Here is a 14,500-nt window from a genome sequence, read left to right as displayed (position 1 = left end):
GTCACTCCAGCCACTCACAGCTCGCCCGACAACACGCATCGCCAGCAAGCTGCCTCCCACAGGTTTTGCAGTTATCCAGTGATTCCACGCCCGCGCGTCAGGCAACGCGGCGGTTGGATCAGAACCGCACGGTCGTGCTCGCCCACAGCGTCCGACCGTAATTCACCGTGCCGTACGTTTCGTCGTCCAGACGCTTGTCGGTGAGGTTGTACAGCGCGGCATTGAACGACACGTTCTTGGTCAATTCGTACGAGCCACCCAGATCCGCCGTGGTGTAGGCCGGCGACGGCTCGTCGTTGACCGTATTGCCGTATTCCTTCCCGTAGTAGTTGGTCGCGGCCCACAGTTGCGTGCGGTCGTTAAGGGTCCACTCGGCACGCAGATTGGCTTTGCGCTCTGGCGTCAGCGCCAGCGGCGCGCCGGCATTCGCACCGCTTTTCTGCTCCGAATCGGTGTAGGTGTAGTTGCCCTTGAGCGCCACGTCCGGCGTGATGTCCCAGCGACCGTTGAGTTCGATGCCTTTGATCACCGCCTTGTCGACGTTGACACGGTCCATGACGGTAAAGCCATTCCAGCGCTCGGTGGTGGTGACGGTTGAGAGCTTGTCCTGGAAGTCGTTGTAGAACACTGTCGCACCGGCCGACAGGTCATTGCGGTTGGACCACAACGCCGACAGTTCATAGTTGGTGCTGGTCTCGGGCTTGAGGTCCGGGTTGCCGAACATCACGAACGTATTGCGGCGCAGGTACGAATAACCGGGCACCACGGCGCGCACTTCAGGCGCCTTGAAACCACGTGCCACGCCGCCCTTGAAGGTCCAATCGTCAGTCGCGCGCCATACGCCGTAGAGGCGTGGGCTGAAATGCACGCCGTACTCTTCGTGATGGTCCATGCGCAGGCCGGTGGTCAACGCGAAGGTGTCGGTCATGGACCATTCGTTCTCGGCAAACAACGCCTTCTGCACCACCGAGAACTCATAATCCTTGCGGTCGCCCAGGCCCTGATTCCAGTCAGTCACCGTGGTGTCGTTCCACTGCAGGCCGGTGGTGGTGATGTTGCGTTCGGTCGGCATCACCAGCTTGGCATCCAGCACGGTATTTTCCACCGTCGGCTTGCGTCCGAGCACGTCGGTCTGAGTAGCACTGGCCTTGCCTTCGCGGCTGGATTTTTCGTGCGCCAGCGACACATCCGACGTCGCCCAGCCCCAGCGGCCCTGATGCGAAATCGACCAGTGATCGCGGTTATTTTCCTGCTCGCGCGTGGCCCAGTTGGCGCTAAGGCCATCGCCGTTCTTCAGGCGCGTAGCACCGGCTTCCAGCAGAATATCGTGGTCAACGGTCGGCGTGATCGACAGCCGTGCGGTCATGTCACGGTGGTCCGCCTTGCTGAAGCCATTGGTCTGCTCGATGTCATCATCCGCCTGACGATCCAGGTAACGGCCCCAGACCTGCAAGCCCAGCAGGTCAGTCTTGAGAGGGCCGCCGAGGAAGAATTGCGTCTGGCGCGCGTTGCCCTGATCGCTGTGCTGACGCGCCGAATAATCGTAAGTGATCGAACCGCCCCACTCCGGCGTGACCTTGCGCGTGATGATATTGATCACACCGCCGATAGCGTCGGAGCCGTACAGCGAAGACATCGGCCCGCGCACGACTTCGATGCGCTCGATGGCTTCGGCAGGCGGAATGAAGCTCTGCTCGTAGCCGCTGTTGCCGTTGACCCGCGATTCGCGTGCGCTCTGGCGTTTGCCATCGACCAGAATCAAGGTGTAGTCGGCCGGCATGCCCCGAATAGAGATATCGGTTTCGTTGGCCCCACCATTGACCGTGACGCCTTCGACGTCGCGCACTGCATCGGTCAGGTCGCGGAACGAGCGCTTGCGCAGTTCATCGCCGGTAATCACTGTCATCGATGCAGGCGCATCCTCCAGGTTCTGCTCGAAACCGGCGGCGGTCACCACCACATCCTCAAGCGACAGCACATTGGCCGGCTCGATAGCCAGCTCGGCTGCATACACCTGACCCGATGCCAGGCAGGCCAGAGCAAGGTTGACCATCACAGCCACAGGCCGCAAACGAAGAGGAGAATGCATGAAGCTTCCTTACGATTCACAAGTAAAAGAGAATCGTATGCATCTGCATTCAGGAAGGTTGGACAAGATGTGACAACTACACCAAGAGATATCCTGCGGCATATGAGATAGCGCTTTCTCGCAACCCACACAGACTGTGGGAGGCGGCTTGCCGGCGATGAATCCGGCGCGGTACACCCGCCGAAACCGTGCTATCGATCATCGCGGGCAAGCCGTCTTGCACATAGATACCGTTGACTCAATGAGTGGCCAAAAACCTCAGATCTTTTGGCGATACCCCTCGATGATCGCCGAAAAGTCCTTCCCACCGTCACCGCGCAAGCTCATGGCCTGATACAACTGCTGCGCGACAGCACCCATAATCACCGGCTGATGCGCCGACCTCGCGGCTTCGGTCGCCAGCCCAAGGTCCTTGAGCATCAGTTCGGCACCAAACCCGCCGGTGTAACCGCGTGATGCCGGAGCGGTTTCGACCACGCCCGGCCAGGGGTTGTAGTTTTCTGAACTCCAGCAGCGACCGGTCGAGGTGTTGATGATGTTGGCTAACACCTGCGTATCGATACCCAACGCGTTGCCCAGCGCCATGGATTCCGACACACCGATCATGGAAATCGCCAACAGCATGTTGTTGCAGATCTTGGCGATCTGCCCGGTGCCGACCTCACCACAATGCACAATGTTGCGGCCCATCTGCGCAAGCACCGGTTTGAGCGCCGCAAAATGCTCCACCGAGCCGCCGACCATGAACGTCAGGGTGCCCGCCTGCGCGCCGCCGGTGCCGCCCGATACCGGCGCATCACCGAGTATTACGCCTTGCAGCGCAGCAACGGCAGCTATATCCCGGATGGTCTGTGGATCAATCGTGCTGCAATCCAGCGCAGGTGTGCCCGGCGCAATGCCTTTCAGCACCCCGTCGTCATTGAGATACACACTGCGCACGTGGGCCGCCGCGGGCAGCATGGTGATAACCAGCTCGCTGCCTTCGGCAGCCTGCCTGGGCGAATCGCTGATCTGCGCGCCCAGCTCGGCAAATTCCGCCAGCACGGTCTTGTTCAGGTCAAACAGTTGCAACGAGTGCCCGGCCTTGATCAGGTTGCGGGCCATGGGCGCGCCCATGTTGCCCAGACCGATAAATGCGATGTTCATGGTGGTTCTCCTTCGCAGAACGGTTTGCGGCTCAGCGCAGATTGATAGTGGTATTCACGCCGTCGTTCACACTGTCGTCATCGAACCAGCGGCTGGTGACGGTCTTGGTCTGAGTGTAGAACTGCACCACCTGTTTGCCGTACGGCCCCAGATCACCGAGCTTGGAACCTCGAGAACCGGTGAAGCTGAAAAACGGAACCGGTACCGGAATGGGAATGTTGATGCCGACCTGGCCGACGTCGATTTCACTCTGAAACTTGCGCGCCGCCGCGCCGCTCTGGGTGAACAGGCCGGTACCGTTGCCGAACGGATTGGCGTTCACCAGCGCGATGGCTTCATCCAGGGTATCCACCTCGATCACCACCAGCACCGGGCCGAAGATTTCCTGGGTGTAGATCTGCATGTCGGTGGTGACGCCGGAGAACAGCGTCGGCCCGATAAAGTTGCCGCCCTCATAGCCAGGCACCGAAATGTCCCGACCGTCCAGCTCAAGGGTTGCACCTTCACGCACACCGCTTTCGATCAGATCGACGATGCGCTGTCGGGCGCGTCGAGAGATCACCGGCCCGATGTCCGTGCCAGGCTCATGACCGGCATTGACCTTGAGCTTCTGCGCCAGCGCCTTCAGGTCCGGCAGCCACTGTTTCGACGCGCCGACCAGCACCACCACCGAGGTCGCCATGCAGCGTTGACCGGCCGCACCAAAGCCTGCGCCCACCAGCGCATTGAGGGTCTGCGCGCGATTGGCGTCGGGCAGTACAACCGCGTGATTTTTAGCGCCCATCATCGCCTGCACCCGCTTGCCATGCCGACCGGCCAGGTCATACACATGGGTGCCAACCGCTGTGGAGCCGACAAAGGAAATAGCCTTGATATCCGGGTGCGTACAGATCGCATCGACGACCTCCTTGCCGCCATGCACCACATTGAGCACGCCAGCCGGAACGCCCGCCTCGACCGCCAGTTCGACGAGCAACATAGTCGACAAAGGATCCTGCTCGGAAGGCTTGAGCACGAAGGTGTTGCCGCAGGCGATGGCCATCGGGAACATCCACAACGGGATCATGGCCGGAAAGTTGAACGGCGTGATCCCGGCGCAAACGCCGATAGGCTGGCGCAGTGTGTAGGTATCGACGCCACTGGCAACGTTTTCGGCAAACTCGCCCATCTGCAGTGTGCCAATCGAACAGGCGTGCTCGACCACTTCCAGGCCCCGAAAGATATCGCCCTCGGCATCGGCCAGGGTCTTGCCCTGCTCGGCACTGAGCACCGCCGCAATCCGTTTGGAATGCTCGCGAATCAGCGCCTGCAACTTGAGCATGATGCGCATGCGTGCGCCAACAGGCGTGTCTCGCCAGGTGCGATACGCCTTATGCGCGGCGGCCACAGCCGCGTTCACCTCACTCGCCGTGGCGAACGGCACTTGCGCCAGCACTTGCTGCGTCGCCGGGTTGACGATGTCTTGCCACTCGTTGCTCTGCGAATCAACCCACTCGCCGTCGATCAGCAGTTTCACGCAGGCCACGGAGGTGTTGTTCTTGTTCAGTGAGGCGTTCATTTCAACCGTTCTCCCTTCAGGCAAACCGGACTCGCCAGGCGCTGGGCGCGCGGCCGTCACAGGCTCCTGACAGCATTGTTGTTGGATTGGTCAGCGGACGTGCTTTGGAGTATAGATGTGCAAACTTCTAACAAGAACGCACATAAAAGCAGGCTCAACATGCAAAAAAACATCACCTCCCTGGGACTGTTGAACTGGGATGACCTGAAGTTTTTCCTTGAAGTGGCACGCACCCGCAAAGTCAGCAGCGCCGCCAAACGCCTGGCCGTCGACTACACCACCGTCTCGCGACGGATCAGTTCGCTGGAAACCTCGCTCGGTACGCTGCTGTTCGAAAAGTCCCGCAACAACGGCTTTATCATGACCGCCGAAGGTCAGCGATTACTGGGTTACGCCGAGTCCGTCGAAAGCACACTGCACCTGGCCTTCGAACAGGTTTCCGGTTCGAGCGTGGCGCTGTCCGGGCACATCCGCATAGGCTGCACCGAAGGCTTCGGCAGCTTCTTCATCACCCCGCAACTGAGCCATTTCCTCGACGCCTACCCCAGCATCTCGGTCGATATCCTGCCGCTGCCACACTTTATCAGCCTCTCCAAACGCGAAGCCGACATCGTCATCGCCCTGGAACGCCCGGAACACGGATCGTACGTGTGCTGCAAACTCTGCGATTACAGCCTGCGCCTGTACGCCACGCAGGACTATCTGGACAAACATCCACCGATCCAGCGCAAGGAAGACCTGAGCCAACACCCGTTCATCAGCTACGTCGACGACCTGGCGTTCAGCTCCGAACTGCTCTACCTCAGCAACCTGCTGCCCAATGCCAACGCCCAACTGCGCAGCACCAGCGTCATCGCCCAATACACCGCCGCCCTGCAAGGCCGCGCCCTGGCAATCCTGCCGTGCTTTCTGGCTGCACAGGATCCGCGACTGGTGCCGGTGCTGGTGAATGAGGTGGAGGTCGTTCGGCAGTTCTGGATGTACTGCCGGGAGGACCTGCGCAAGTTGAAGCGAATCACGTTGCTGTGGGATTACATTCGGGAGGTGACGGAGTTGAATAAGGGGTTTCTGTTGGGGGAAAACCGCGCTATTCGCTTCCTTCAATGACAGATTTTCAAGGGATCAGGTGGCCTTATAGTAGCGGGGCGAGCAAGGGTTGACCAACGGTTTGTGACAGTTGTTGGTACAGGACTTGTGACAAGGAGAGGTACCTGTAGAAACCGAACAAAAGGCCCAGCATCTGAGCGCTATGACTGGGCTAAATGACTCCACTCTCCATAAGTCTCGATCTCTTGTAGATGCAGGTAGCGTGACTGGATGGCGCCTTGCTACTATCCGCTGGAGATAGGATCCATTTTCGTCGACTAATCGTCCATTGAAACAAAGGAATGTATGGCACAGATCTCAATCCCCAAAGTTGCGTTTCTCGTCCTTGAGCCTCAACCATCATCGGTCGCACCAGCTACCCTTGTTGATGCTCCCCGATTGCTTCCAGAGTCTTACGCCGATGATGAGCATCACGGTCTGATCTATTGTCCCGAGTGTGGGGTCATGTGCAGTAGGCGACCCCGCAAGAACCCAACGCGGAAAGATGGCGTTCCGGCGTTCTACTTTCATATGCCCGGCTTCGATAAGGTGGAATGCCCACACAGGAGAAAGGGTGGTGCGGGCGGTGGGGATGATGAGGGGGGCAAAGAGAAAAGAGCTATCAACCTCGTAACCTTCGCAGGCTGGAAGAGTTTGACGGAGAACGAGGCAGATGAGGACGATGATGATGAAGATCCGGATCAGAACCCACGTAAAAGGAAGGAAGTACAGGGCGGCTCATCAGTAAATGGTCGCGGGTTTGAGAACTTCTATGATGCTGATGGGAATCTGCTCAATCCGGGGCACTTTCGCACCGTGCGTAGGCTTGTGCGTTTGGCTCAAATAAGCCTTGATATCGCTATTCAGTTTGAAGGAGAGGAAGCAGTCTTACTGCGCGATTTAATCGTCCCTATAGAGAAAGCCCAGCAAGATATAAGACGGTATCTTGGAAAAAGCTTCTTATTCTTTGGCCAGCCTACCTCTATTGCAAAAGGCAAGTACAACCGAGTTTTCTTTAATTTCAAATCGCCCCAGCACCAGCTCAGCGGACACTGCGAACTTGATATCTTTGAAAGTCGTAAATGGCAAACTTTTGAGAGAGATCGATACTATCTATTTTACGGACGTGTGGACGGGGATGAAGCTCATTCCATCGTCAGGATACTAGAATCAGGACAGATCGACAGAGCGCCACTATCATCAAGGACTCTTCTTAACAACTTTAGATAATACACAGCTACTCACCTACTTATCTACAGGGATATTTTATGCCAGTATCTGTGACCGCCTACCGTGTTTTGATCGGATCCCCTTCGGACGTAAGTGCAGAGAGAAAGGTGATTGAGACTGCCATTCATACTTGGAACTCTATGAATAGCGTCAAGACTGAAAAGATTTTGCTCCCTGTTATGTGGGAACTTGATAGTGCTCCACTTCAGGGGGATCGCCCTCAAGGAATACTTAACGACCTGATTGTTAAGGACTGCGATATTATTGTTTCTCTTTTCTGGTCCAGACTTGGAAGTGATACGGGCGTAGAAAAGTCAGGCACGGTAGAGGAAATAAAATACTTCATAAAAGAGAAACGTCCTACACTAATTTATTTCTCAAAAAGCGCGCTACCTCAAGATCATGACCCTAACCAATGGTCACGCCTGTGCGAGTTCAAAAAAGAAATTAGAGGCGGTGGAGTACAAGAAGATTTTGATGGAGGGTCTGACCTTTCGATGAAGCTGATTCGACACTTAACTATCGTCATGGACAATATCAATACAGCACCTACCGTAGCGACAAAAGAAGTTAACAGACTTATACGCGAAGAAGATGTGGTTCTTCGCAGGGCTAAAAAGCAACAAGTGCCAATCGCCGACACCAAAAACACACACCATACTTTAAACCGGTGTACTGATAAATCATTTTATGTTGGCGGACTACATGATCCAGACTACAAATGGCCTACCAGTCTGCATGGCCAGTTTGTAACAGTTGCATCCATTGGACGGGTGTGGCAGTTCAGTAATAAGCGGAGGGAAGAGGTCGCCAAGCTTCTAGGAATTGATGCAAATATCGTAAAGTAGTGGTTATTGACAAAGGTAAATTAGCATACAAAGAGAGTACAGACTCAGATGCGCAACTACACTTTTCACCTCAAAGCTTATTACCCCGATGCTGCCTTACCCCCCAACTTCACCTGCACTATAGCAAGGTCTAAGTAAATGGAATGGCATACCGTACTACGCGAACTTCATTTGCATGGGGGAGGAAGACTGCTTAACGGGATGGACCCTAAGGCAACGGTACGTCCTAACACAGTTAGCAACCGAGGCATTCAGATCACACTGAAAAGCTTTGAAAGTCTTTACTCCGACACAAAAAGATTAGGATTGAATGTGATCGGCTGTGACTTTTACACGACAGCAGAAGCATCTAAGGGCTTTAGTCCGCCTGAATGGCGATCTAAGAACATTGCAGCTAGCCCTACTTGGCTATGTGCGGATCAAGGTCACGAGTGGTCATTTATCGCCCACGGCGCTTTCAAGCAAAAGAACGGCTTACTTTACGATTTGGCGTCTCGAATATCCCATCAACTCAGAGCATGTGAGTGGCGTCTCCGCCAGCTATCGGAAGCATATGCAGAACAATTAAATGGACGGCTTCGGTCAAAACCATTTACGGCTGATGAGCGTTTCCTCGATGGCTACACGTCTTTATGCTATTTAGCCCTACAATCTTTTTTAGTAGACGCCTGCGTACTGCGAGATTACCTATCTGAATTTTATTCAGAAGTAATGATCAGAAGCTCCGTTCCGGATGCCAACAAAATAACCACACTGAGCGGGCTCCTGAAGAAATGGAAATCTGAAGCGCCCAAGGATGCGGCTGGTAGAGAGCTCAATGCATCCGCGAAACACGGCCAATGGCTGTTCGAACTTGGGGCTTATAGAGATCTGGTTGTTCACGTAGCCCCATTGGCAAACGCAGGGAAAACGCTCTTTGCGGTCACACGCACGATTGAGTTAAGTCAACGAGAGCTATTGCCAGCTATTAAGTTACCTCTGCCAAGCGATCCGGCGGCTTTAACGAAAGAGCGGGTATCTGGTCGCTACTTTGAAGATCCGGAATTGACATTTGCACGATTCAAAAACGTTCTTGAGGACATTTCCTCGACTCGGGACTCACTGGAATACGCGCATATCACCATGCAGCAACTTGGCGCATTGGCGAGTTCCGTCTCTAAAACCTCTCCGATAAAACCCGAGGTTCCGCTGATAACACCACAAGATGTTATAGGGAAAATTAAAATTACCGGACGCTAAACGGACGCTAGCCAATCAATCACGGAAATGAATTCCATACGGGTGTCACCCTTCTTTGTGAGTCCCTGATGGCCAGCAGATTCAGACGGTGATATTCCTACTCGGCGTGGGATCAGTAGGTAGGGAGTTCGCAAAAGACAGATGCCGCCCGAAACGGGGAGTTGACGTGCCACAACTTTCTTTGAGGTTCGACCTGTCTGCATCCAGTGAAGTGCTAGGCGGGCCGGGCTAATACCTGACCCCCTCTCGGGTAGTGGATGGATCGACTCAGTTGTTACAGGCTGCGCATGTCCACTCACACAGCCCATCGTCCCTGCTTGCCTCTTGCGCCTCTGCACCTTGTGTCACTTGTTCTCCCAGGTACTTGCCACGGTATTACAGGGCTTCCAGTTCGCGCAGTTCCTCGGTGGTGATATCGCCAGCTCGAAGCTTGAGGATCAGTGCGTCCTTACGGTCGGCTTGATCAATCAATTGTTGTTTCCGGCCAGCCATTACCTCAGCTTCGCGTTCCAGCTTGTGCGCCTCTTGAGCAGCCTTGTACTCGCGTTGCATGGCTTGACGTAGGCGTGTGTAGTTCAGCTCGTAGGCAGAGATACGTACGACCTCAACTCGTGGCCCCTTGGCCTTGTGATGCAGACCAGAGCGGACGCATGCAACCTCAATGACCTCGGAGTGCTGTGGGCTCCAGCCAGCCTTGACCAATGCATCGGCATCGACCTCAGACAACAGGGCAACTTGCAGCAGCTCGAACGCCTCACGGCCTGCCTGTGTGAACGGGCGGGTGATGGTAGGCAGCAGGTCCAGCAGTTTGGTAGCCAGATGGTCGCTACGTCCTTTGGCGTTGATGACCAGCTCATGAGCCACTTCGCCCAGATGTGTTAGGTACTCGTAGTACGCATAGTCAGTCTTGACGCGCTCTGACAGGGCATCGATCAGGGGCAACAGGTCGGCACTGTAGTGGCTGATGTACTCACGCCATTTCGGGAAGTCGTAGCCGACCAGACCGGTAGGATTCTTGAACAGTTCGTTATCGGGAGCTTGGGCGGAAATCTCACGCTTCAAGTTAAGCAGCCATGTGAACAAGTTGCTGTACTGTTCTGGCACTGGCAGGCCCGATGGAAGTTCACCCAGCATACGTCCAGTGGCTTCATAGTTGCGAAGGGACTTTGTAACATCGGATTGTACGCAGCCCATCGCCCTCAACTTCTGGTCATGCTGATCGCGACCGGGAATGAGGAACGGACGGTACTCATCAAACTGTGCTGTCACTTCTTTCATGGTTTCGTGAACACCAACAGCAGTAATGCGGGCCTTTGCCTTTTCTGCGCCGAACTTGACCAGCAGGGTAGGTGCATCGTGAATACGCATGTCGTCGATGATACGGGAAGTAGTTGTGGTCATTGGAACCTCTCTCTTTAACGGTAATGGGATTGGGTTTGGGCTTGGTTTTAGGTAGGTATAGGGTTGCGACTTTCATGTACGGTTGAACGCCAGCAGCGCAAGTGCAGTGCTAGATATCCAGTTACTTACGCGACCTTCTTGGCGACAAGTTGAACGCCACGGCCTTCATTGAAGCTCGATTGCAGGCTGACAGGTGCAGCATAAGGTTGACGGCCATTAACGGTGTCTCCCTCATCAGCATTGCCCAGCTCGCCGCCATAGCTGAATGACGGGTTGTATCCGATGCGTAGAGTTCTCATGCTCGGGTAGCCTCGTTGATTTCATCCGCGTGATCCATGAGCCAGCAGCGGCCCTTCGATGTAACACGGAGGCCATCGCTGAAATTCCCACCACTCACCACGTAGAACCCAGCATCTCTGCCAGCGTCAGTAAGAGAATATCGGGTCAACTTACCTTGATGACGGGCACACCAGAACAGATAGTTCTGAACTACATACTTGTACGCAAGATCGGGGCTATGGATGTCCGCCAAGTAGCAGCTATGACGCCAGTGCAACAGGGTACGATCAAGCCGGGAGTACGCTTTAACCTTCCGGGCATTGGCCGCGAACATATCTTGATGTTCCTCGGCTAACCTACGATAGGTGGCCGCTGCCAACTTCTCGTCATTACGCACGACTATGAAGGTGTCGACGACTAGTGAATAGAAGGGGAAAGACACCCACATTGAATATGCGATGCATGCTTTCTCAGTTGCAAGCGTTTGCCCACCCCTACCATTTATGCTCTGGAAATTTCCCGAGCTAGTTAATTCGCGCTTAGCCTCGTTGTTCCACTGGCTAGGTGCTTTGCGGTCAGGAAGGCCCAACTCTCGCCAGATGTCAGTGAGATTGTATAGCCCTTCCTCATTTGATAGGAATGTGTGTAAGTTACCCTGTGCGTCGGGTAGTTTAATGGGCACTGCGATAGTCATAGTAGACCTCTCGATTTGGTTTGGTTTGGTTTGGTTTGGTTTGGTTTGAAGTATTGGGGGGCATCTAGGTGATACAGGACATACAAGGTGGGACACTCGGCCACTCATAGGAGAGAGGGGACCAGACCGTTACTAATGAGCAGGGAATGCCCCAGCTTGTATGCCCTGATCCCAGGACTCGTTATCTGTACTGCAACTTAATCAGAAACCGGATGAGCGGCCCTTTAGCATCGTCTGTTCCATCAGCTTTTGTGCCGGGGTTAGAACAGAGCGTGAGTTGCCATTAATAGGCTCAGGAGTGAATGAAATACCTGTGGCCCCCATCGGCGTACCGGGAAGGCGTGGAGTAGGCTTGCTTGCGAGGTCAGTGATTGACGTAGATACACTTTGGATATTCCGTATCATGCTCCTACCTCGCCATCGGGATAAGCCGGGGTCCATTGAGCATTGCCGATCCGACTGGCGAACAATGCGGACCATCCATCCTCTGGGTTACTGCCATGAGCAACGAGCAGGCTGATACGGCCACTGCCGCTCTCTACCTGTTCCGAGTCCACTGCAAGTACCATGCTACCCAAGCGCTTGCCAGAGAGATTACTCTGATTAATAGGGTGGCTGGCATCGGTAATGGCTGTGAAATCAACCTTCGGCATGTTGTGCAAAGTGACGCCAACTTGCTGCTGGACTTTAACTTGAGACGACGCATCGCCTGTAATGGGTGTAGACATGGTCTATTACCTCTCTGATGGTTTGGTGGGTGGGTTAAATCTCCGTGCGACTGTCATGTACGCAACCCAAAGCTAATGGGCGCTACTGGTTGCTACTTGGGGGCTTCTGGTTGCTCTATTCTTTGTTCCAAAGAAGTAGGAGTTTTCTACTGTTGCTACTGCTTCTACTGCTTCTACTGCTTCTACTGATTACTACTTTGCTACTTGGCCTGAGACCGATGAAGCAATAGGGAAAAGCAATGCGACAAAATAGCATCATAGCAATTTCCTATCGGTATCGATCCCACGTCGAGTGCTGTTCCTCTACTGCAACTTAAATGGCTACCGGTCGGAGCGCGCCCGCCACCCTGCGATCAATCTAGAGTCTAACAGTGTGAGACATAATCAAAGCCAGAAGCCCTCTGAGGCTCCCTGTTCGCGTTTAAAGCGCTTGGCAGTATTCGGCTCGGCATTCTGCGCCATAGCTACCTACGGGCGTTCTGGGGCGTTACAGGACCGGATACCCTATAGCAGATAGTTAATCTCCCTTTCTCCATAAGGAGAAGAAGGGAGAAATACAACTATGACTACTTTGATAATACTGTAGCTACAGTAGCTACAGTAGCTACAGTAGCTACAGTAGCTACCTTAACTACTACACTACTGTTGCTACTGGGGATTCTCCTATACTGCAACTTAAATAGGCATCGGGCTACAGACCACGGATTACGAGGCCTCCAGCGGTTTTGTTTATTATTTGCACAGCAGTCTCACACTAAATCACTGTGAGACTTTATGACCAGAATGCCCGATCCAGTCACGTTTGCCGCTGGCCGCTCTGGAATTCAAAAACTGTGGGTTTCAAGTGTCTAACACTGTGAGACTCAGCCAATCTAAGCTACTGGCGGTCCTATAATGCAATTCAAAGCCTAAACTCGCTTTGAAGCCGTGAGGCACTGAGAGCGCGCCTGAGGCACGTTTACCCGCCCCCCCCACACAGTCCTGGGGTTTCATGTGACAGCCGCAAGCGGAGCAGACAGCTAACTGCCCGAAGCTTTAACAGCGCATCTCGCATAATCATCCCGGCGCTTGCCCTGAACCTCCGCCCTCGACCAGTAGGACAGCCGCTGTCAGATGGGCTACCGCAACCGTGAAGGCCGGTGGTCGGTGCTGGCCTGCCCCGTGAATCAGCGTAGCGTCTGTGCGCTCTGGTGGCCCTCCACTGTCAACACATGATCGGCCAAGCCATATCCCGCTATACGGCTTGCAACTGGAATACCCAGTGATACATGTCGTCGCATGCCCGAGTGTCTGGGCCTCAAACTTCAGCCCGCTTTACAACTCAGGCGGACTCCTTGGCGCAATGGCGCTTCACGGTGCGCAGGGACAGCCCCAAAGCTTCGGCAACCTCAGATTGACTCATACCCTTGGCACGCAGCTCGCGCACCTGAGACGTGACGTCATCAGCTACAGGACGACCCAGCTTCACACCGGCAGCTTTGGCACGGGCTAGCCCCTCGCTGGTACGCTCACGGATACGGCCACGTTCCATCTCAGCCAGCGCCGCCATTACCTGCATGATGAACCTACCCTCTACGCTGGTCAGGTCTGAGGCTGGCAGGTCGAGCGAGATAACCCGGATACCTAAAGCCATCAACTTATCGATGGTGGCCTGCACGTCGATGCTGTCACGACCAAGGCGGTCGAGTTTCAGAACCACAAGCGTGTCTCCACTCTCCAAACGGTCTACCAACCTTGCAAATACAGGACGTTCGGAGGCTGGTACTGAGCCGCTTATCGTCTCAATGTGTACCCGGTTCGCAGGGATGACGTATCCGCGCTCCCTGATAGCGTGCATTTGGTTATCTGTAGTCTGCTCGGTGGTGGATACCCGGCAATAGGCGTATGTACGTGCGGTCATGGTGTCGCCTCTGGTCTTCGAGCTGGCTGTTGGTGCCATGTAATGGTGACAACAATACAAGTAGTGCCAACAAGTGTCAAACCCTATTTAGATGTCACCACCTCATGACCCGTTTTAAGGGTGACTACAATTGATCGTTTGATGTCACCACCTACAAACCAGACCGACCGGCACCAACCCTACTCCCAGCAACGCGCGACCATTAGCCAGACCGGCACTTGATCAAGAGGGCATCGACAACCGCGACCGGTCAGCCCCATAAAAAGGAGGTGTCTATGCCCCAACTGCACACACAGCCACAC

At 54.7% G+C, this 14,500-nt stretch carries 11 protein-coding genes; 4 read left to right on the top strand and 7 right to left on the bottom strand.

Annotated features, from left to right (window positions below; genetic code table 11):
* Nucleotides 1-118: 118 nt before the first annotated feature.
* The 3 genes from H8S56_RS24225 to H8S56_RS24215 all read right to left on the bottom strand — a co-directional run bounded on the left by H8S56_RS24225 (nt 119) and on the right by H8S56_RS24215 (nt 4,793).
* The gene (locus tag H8S56_RS24225) at nt 119-2,089 is read right to left on the bottom strand and encodes a TonB-dependent receptor domain-containing protein (protein WP_024689389.1); all 1,971 of its coding nucleotides are present in this window, start codon (nt 2,087-2,089) and stop codon (nt 119-121) included.
* A gap of 258 nt (nt 2,090-2,347) precedes the next feature.
* Entirely contained in the window at nt 2,348-3,235 is an 888-nt protein-coding gene (gene mmsB / locus H8S56_RS24220) for a 3-hydroxyisobutyrate dehydrogenase (RefSeq protein ID WP_187519993.1), read from the bottom strand.
* Nucleotides 3,236-3,266: 31 nt separating this feature from the next.
* Entirely contained in the window at nt 3,267-4,793 is a 1,527-nt protein-coding gene (locus H8S56_RS24215; RefSeq protein WP_024689391.1) for a CoA-acylating methylmalonate-semialdehyde dehydrogenase, read from the bottom strand.
* Between the two features lie 159 nt (nt 4,794-4,952).
* Between H8S56_RS24215 and H8S56_RS24210 the strand changes: the two genes are divergently transcribed.
* The 4 genes from H8S56_RS24210 (at nt 4,953) to H8S56_RS24195 (ending at nt 9,196) form a co-directional block, all read left to right on the top strand.
* The gene (locus tag H8S56_RS24210) at nt 4,953-5,900 is read left to right on the top strand and encodes a LysR family transcriptional regulator (protein ID WP_187519992.1); all 948 of its coding nucleotides are present in this window, start codon (nt 4,953-4,955) and stop codon (nt 5,898-5,900) included.
* Nucleotides 5,901-6,185: 285 nt separating this feature from the next.
* Entirely contained in the window at nt 6,186-7,109 is a 924-nt protein-coding gene (locus H8S56_RS24205; RefSeq protein WP_235986865.1) for a hypothetical protein, read from the top strand.
* Nucleotides 7,110-7,147: 38 nt separating this feature from the next.
* Nucleotides 7,148-7,957 carry a hypothetical protein gene (locus H8S56_RS24200; protein WP_187519991.1) on the top strand — a complete coding sequence of 270 codons (810 nt, stop codon included), beginning with the start codon at nt 7,148-7,150 and terminating at the stop codon, nt 7,955-7,957.
* A gap of 138 nt (nt 7,958-8,095) precedes the next feature.
* Nucleotides 8,096-9,196, top strand: coding sequence for a hypothetical protein (locus tag H8S56_RS24195; protein ID WP_187519990.1), 1,101 nt, complete (start codon nt 8,096-8,098; stop codon nt 9,194-9,196).
* A 375-nt stretch (nt 9,197-9,571) separates the two neighbouring features.
* On the opposite strand, the gene H8S56_RS24190 is transcribed toward H8S56_RS24195, so the two are convergent.
* The 4 genes from H8S56_RS24190 to H8S56_RS24175 form a co-directional block, all read right to left on the bottom strand.
* Nucleotides 9,572-10,564 (bottom strand): hypothetical protein, encoded by a 993-nt coding sequence (locus H8S56_RS24190; RefSeq protein ID WP_187519989.1) that lies wholly within the window; start codon nt 10,562-10,564, stop codon nt 9,572-9,574.
* Between the two features lie 158 nt (nt 10,565-10,722).
* Nucleotides 10,723-10,896, bottom strand: a complete 174-nt coding sequence (locus tag H8S56_RS24185) for a hypothetical protein (RefSeq protein WP_187519988.1) — start codon at nt 10,894-10,896, stop codon at nt 10,723-10,725.
* Between the two features lie 1,075 nt (nt 10,897-11,971).
* The gene (locus tag H8S56_RS24180; RefSeq protein WP_057430660.1) at nt 11,972-12,298 is read right to left on the bottom strand and encodes a hypothetical protein; all 327 of its coding nucleotides are present in this window, start codon (nt 12,296-12,298) and stop codon (nt 11,972-11,974) included.
* Between the two features lie 1,321 nt (nt 12,299-13,619).
* On the bottom strand, nt 13,620-14,198 hold the full coding sequence (locus H8S56_RS24175) for a recombinase family protein (protein WP_187519987.1): 579 nt from the start codon (nt 14,196-14,198) through the stop codon (nt 13,620-13,622).
* Nucleotides 14,199-14,500: the final 302 nt, after the last annotated feature.

Source organism: Pseudomonas triticifolii (assembly GCF_014358015.1).
Classification (GTDB): Bacteria; Pseudomonadota; Gammaproteobacteria; order Pseudomonadales; family Pseudomonadaceae; genus Aquipseudomonas; species Aquipseudomonas triticifolii.
Note: the sequence above shows the minus strand (reverse complement) of the source record. Positions and strands in the feature narration are given on the sequence as shown.

Excerpts from the sequence above, each read along its gene's own strand:
- H8S56_RS24215 (WP_024689391.1), bottom strand. The coding sequence starts at position 4,793 with ATGAACGCCTCACTGAACAAGAACAACACCTCCGTGGCCTGCGTGAAA.
- H8S56_RS24190 (WP_187519989.1), bottom strand. The coding sequence starts at position 10,564 with ATGCGTATTCACGATGCACCTACCCTGCTGGTCAAGTTCGGCGCAGAA.
- H8S56_RS24195 (WP_187519990.1), top strand. The coding sequence starts at position 8,096 with ATGGAATGGCATACCGTACTACGCGAACTTCATTTGCATGGGGGAGGA.
- H8S56_RS24175 (WP_187519987.1), bottom strand. The coding sequence starts at position 14,198 with ATGACCGCACGTACATACGCCTATTGCCGGGTATCCACCACCGAGCAG.
- H8S56_RS24180 (WP_057430660.1), bottom strand. The coding sequence starts at position 12,298 with ATGTCTACACCCATTACAGGCGATGCGTCGTCTCAAGTTAAAGTCCAG.
- H8S56_RS24205 (WP_235986865.1), top strand. The coding sequence starts at position 6,186 with ATGGCACAGATCTCAATCCCCAAAGTTGCGTTTCTCGTCCTTGAGCCT.
- H8S56_RS24210 (WP_187519992.1), top strand. The coding sequence starts at position 4,953 with ATGCAAAAAAACATCACCTCCCTGGGACTGTTGAACTGGGATGACCTG.
- H8S56_RS24185 (WP_187519988.1), bottom strand. The coding sequence starts at position 10,896 with ATGAGAACTCTACGCATCGGATACAACCCGTCATTCAGCTATGGCGGC.
- H8S56_RS24225 (WP_024689389.1), bottom strand. The coding sequence starts at position 2,089 with ATGCATTCTCCTCTTCGTTTGCGGCCTGTGGCTGTGATGGTCAACCTT.
- H8S56_RS24200 (WP_187519991.1), top strand. The coding sequence starts at position 7,148 with ATGCCAGTATCTGTGACCGCCTACCGTGTTTTGATCGGATCCCCTTCG.
- mmsB (WP_187519993.1), bottom strand. The coding sequence starts at position 3,235 with ATGAACATCGCATTTATCGGTCTGGGCAACATGGGCGCGCCCATGGCC.